The 3,621-nt window shown below is 35.4% G+C and carries 4 protein-coding genes; 1 reads left to right on the top strand and 3 read right to left on the bottom strand.

Annotation, left to right across the window (positions count from 1 at the left end; translation table 11 throughout):
* Positions 1–290 precede the first annotated feature (290 nt).
* Positions 291–740, top strand: a complete 450-nt coding sequence (locus PF572_06295; GenBank protein ID MDA3840663.1) for a phosphoglycerate mutase family protein — start codon at positions 291–293, stop codon at positions 738–740.
* 49 nt (positions 741–789) lie between these two features.
* Here PF572_06295 and PF572_06290 read toward each other — a convergent pair whose 3' ends face one another.
* The 3 genes from PF572_06290 to ruvB form a co-directional block, all read right to left on the bottom strand.
* Positions 790–1,104 (bottom strand): hypothetical protein, encoded by a 315-nt coding sequence (locus PF572_06290; GenBank protein ID MDA3840662.1) that lies wholly within the window; start codon positions 1,102–1,104, stop codon positions 790–792.
* Positions 1,105–1,117: 13 nt separating this feature from the next.
* The gene (gene queA / locus PF572_06285) at positions 1,118–2,251 is read right to left on the bottom strand and encodes a tRNA preQ1(34) S-adenosylmethionine ribosyltransferase-isomerase QueA (protein MDA3840661.1); all 1,134 of its coding nucleotides are present in this window, start codon (positions 2,249–2,251) and stop codon (positions 1,118–1,120) included.
* Positions 2,252–2,326: 75 nt separating this feature from the next.
* Positions 2,327–3,328: a Holliday junction branch migration DNA helicase RuvB gene (ruvB, locus tag PF572_06280; protein MDA3840660.1), complete on the bottom strand. Its 1,002-nt coding sequence runs from the start codon at positions 3,326–3,328 to the stop codon at positions 2,327–2,329.
* Positions 3,329–3,621: the final 293 nt, after the last annotated feature.

The following is a 3,621-nucleotide window of genomic DNA, read 5'->3' as shown; positions in this document are numbered from 1 at the left end:
CTTCCCGCGGAACCTGGGGTCCTTCGCTTTTTTGGTACTGACATAAGTTATTAATATTCTCTTTATTTGTAATACAATATATATAGTATTACCTTATTTTTTTATAATAGTCAAGGAGAATAAAATCCCAAGATTGACAAAAGTAAAAAATAATGATATTTTTAAAAATTAATTTGCCATTTTACTGTTTTATAATCTAGTTATGTGCAATTTAATTGCTTATATAAAAAAGATAATAATTTTTATTAGAAGAAACATCCTTAAACACAACCAAAAAAAAGGAGGAAAGAATGAAGAAACTCATTATTGTAAGACATGGCCATTATGACGATAATCTCAGACTGAGTAACCACGGTAAAACACAAATGAATGAGCTTGCGAAAAAAGTTCAAGCAAATTTAAACGGCGCCTCGGCTTTAATCTTGTCATCTTCTGCGCCACGTGCATCTGATAGCGCAACGGCAATGAACGAAGTTCTAAAAGTCGATCTTATGGAGCACGAGGAGTTCTGGGACGATATTTCACATCGGGGGAGTAAAGAAAAATCTTGTGAAACTATCGAGGCAAATAACCATGAGGCTGATGCCGTGATTGTTGTAACTCATTTAGAACTTACCAGATCAATACCTGAGTATTTTCTCAAAAAATGTGGTATTGATGGTTGTTGTTATGAAGTAGGGAAAGGCGAAGCCTGGGAAATTGATTTTTCAAAACTCTGTCTAACCCATATTTCACCATAGCCATTCATATCAAAAAAACATAAGCCCTTTTGAAAAATAAAGGGCTTTTTTATTTGATCAACTCTCGGGTAACCCATTTTTTAATTAAAGTTTCCTCAACATCAATTTCTAGTTTTTCTGCAATCACAAGAACTAGCCCTAAAACATCAGACAACTCTTTTGAAAGTTCCCTTTGAGAGTCACTTGAAGATAAATATTTTTCCGGTCTACATCTTTTTTTATGAACTAAATATGCCTGAGCAAATTCACCAAATTCTTCAGATAATTTTAGGACCAAATAGTCATCACTAAAATCAATATTATCTCTTTTTAGGTTATCTATAAAAACTTTAGAAACCTTACTTTGTAATTGTTTAATTTCCATATAATATTATAATTTATTTTATTAACATCGCATCACCATAAGAGTAAAAACGATAATTATTTTTTATTGCCTCTTTATATGCCTTATCAATACTCTCTTTCCTTGCACTTCGACTAGGCTCAGCGCAGGCAAAAGCAGAAACCAACATCAAAAGTGTTGATTTAGGCAAATGAAAGTTTGTTATCATCGCATCGACTACTCGAAATTTATATCCAGGATAAATAAATATATCTACCCAAGCGGGTGAATTTAGAATTTCGAATTTAGAATTTCGAATTTCAATGAGAGATTCTAGAGCCCTGCTTGTTGTTGTCCCAACTGCTATTACTCGACCACCATTTTCTTTAGTTTTATTTATTTTCTCTACAACTTCCTTTTTTATCTCCACCCACTCTGAATGCATTTTATGTTTTTTGGGGTCATCTACTTTTACTGGTGCGAATGTTCCCATCCCAACATGCAGGGTTATATATTCTATCTCTACTCCTTTCTCTTTTATTTTTTTCAATAACTCCGGGGTAAAATGAAGTCCAGCCGTTGGAGCCGCCACAGACCCATTCTTTTCATCATCAGCAAAAACAGTTTGATAATTTTCTCTATCCTCTTCTTCTTTCCTCTGTCCTGAGCTTGCCGAAGGATCCTGTGCTGAGCTTGCCGAAGTATTTTCTTCTGCTTTTCTCTGCTTCTCAATATAGGGAGGCAAAGGGATTTCTCCATATTTATGCAAGGCTTCCATTAATTCTTTTCCATCCATGGAAAAATCCACCAACCACGTACCATCGTTATTATCTTTAATTATTTCGGCTACAAAGTTGTCTTTCACTTTCACTCTTAATCCTTCTTCTATTTTTCTTCCCCCAATTAAACATTTCCAAACATTTTCTTTTTCATTATTTAACAAAAAAACTTCAACTTTTCTCCCAGTATCCTCAGTCTCTCCAATCAGCCGCGCTGGAAATACTTTTGAATTATTCAAAACAAGCAAATCACCTTTTTCTAGATACGACAATATATCATAAAACTTTTTATGTTCAATCTCTCCATCTTTTTTATCCAAAACCAAAAGCCTCGAACTATCCCTAGGATTAGCTGGGGTAGTTGCTATTAAATTATTCGGTAATTCAAAGTCAAAATCTGATATTTTCATATATTTTATAGAAGAAAAGAGAGCCGAGATAACTCCCTTAAATTTGCAAAATAATTACTAGAATGGAAATATTCTTTATTCTTTCCGTTTCCTCCCCATATGTTTATACCCATGATCAGTCACCATTCTTCCTCTCGGCGACCTATCAATAAATCCAAGTCTCATTAAATACGGCTCATAAACATCTTCAACCGTTGAAATATCCTCCCCGGTTGTCGCTGCTATTGTGTTCAGTCCAACAGGTCCTCCATTAAATTTATCAATTATTGTTTCCAAAATTTTTCTATCTATCCAATCAAGTCCATGTTTATCTACCTCAAGCATATCAAAAGCCAAAAAACAATTTTCTTTATTTATAGTTCCATCCGCTCTCACTTCACAATAGTCTCTAACTCTTTTAAGAAGTCTATTGGCAATACGTGGAGTTCTTCTAGAACGCCTAGCTATTTCAGTCGCCGATTCTTCATCTAGATGAGTGTCCAAAATTCCCGAGTTTCTTTTTATAATCTTTTCAATATCTTCAACTTCATAAAAATTAAGATGATGAATCACTCCAAACCTATCCCGCAAAGGAGCTGACAAGAGACTCACTTTAGTAGTAGCTCCAATTATAGTAATTTTCGGCAAATCAATACGCAGAGTTCTCGCCGAAGGACCCTTTCCAATTATTATATCCAGAGCATTGTCTTCCATCGCTGGATATAGTATTTCCTCAATAGTTTTATTCAACCTATGAATCTCATCAATAAACAAAATATCACCTTCAGTCAAATTTGTGAGTATGGCAGCCAAGTCACCCGATTTTTCAATAGCTGGGCCAGAAGTCACCCGAATATTTGCCCCCATTTCATTGGCAATAATATGAGCCAAAGTTGTTTTACCAAGACCAGGAGCACCATACAAAAGCATATGCTCAATAGACTCACCTCTTTTTTTAGCCGCCTCAATAGTTATTTTAATATTGTCTTTAATCTTTTCCTGCCCAATATAATCACCCATCTCCTTTGGACGAAGAGATATATCAACTGGCCTATCTTCACTAGACTCCATAGGATTTACAACTCTATTTTCTTCCATATTTTTTTATTTATGTCCTAATAGTATAATAATTTAGAATTTTTAACAATCGAGCTACATTCTTTGTCATTCTGAGGGATCCGCCAGCTGGCGGAGACCGTGAGAATCCCAAAGCTTAACAATCAAAGCGTGTAGACCTCCGATGTCCTTAAAGACATCGCAGGTCTTATAGCCTTTCGCCCCGTCATAGTCTCTCGCCAGAGGACTGTGACTTCATCTTGTGTTATCACATCCTGTCATTCCGGACTTGTTTACCCTATAGCTAACGCGTACAGGGACCCGAAATCCAGAAA

Source organism: Patescibacteria group bacterium (genome assembly GCA_027858235.1).
Taxonomy (GTDB): Bacteria; Patescibacteriota; Patescibacteriia; order Patescibacteriales; family BM507; genus BM507.
Note: the sequence above shows the minus strand (reverse complement) of the source record. Positions and strands in the feature narration are given on the sequence as shown.

Bases quoted from the DNA above. Each gene is read 5' to 3' on its own strand.
- PF572_06290 (MDA3840662.1), bottom strand. From the start codon at position 1,104: ATGGAAATTAAACAATTACAAAGTAAGGTTTCTAAAGTTTTTATAGAT.
- PF572_06295 (MDA3840663.1), top strand. From the start codon at position 291: ATGAAGAAACTCATTATTGTAAGACATGGCCATTATGACGATAATCTC.
- queA (MDA3840661.1), bottom strand. From the start codon at position 2,251: ATGAAAATATCAGATTTTGACTTTGAATTACCGAATAATTTAATAGCA.
- ruvB (MDA3840660.1), bottom strand. From the start codon at position 3,328: ATGGAAGAAAATAGAGTTGTAAATCCTATGGAGTCTAGTGAAGATAGG.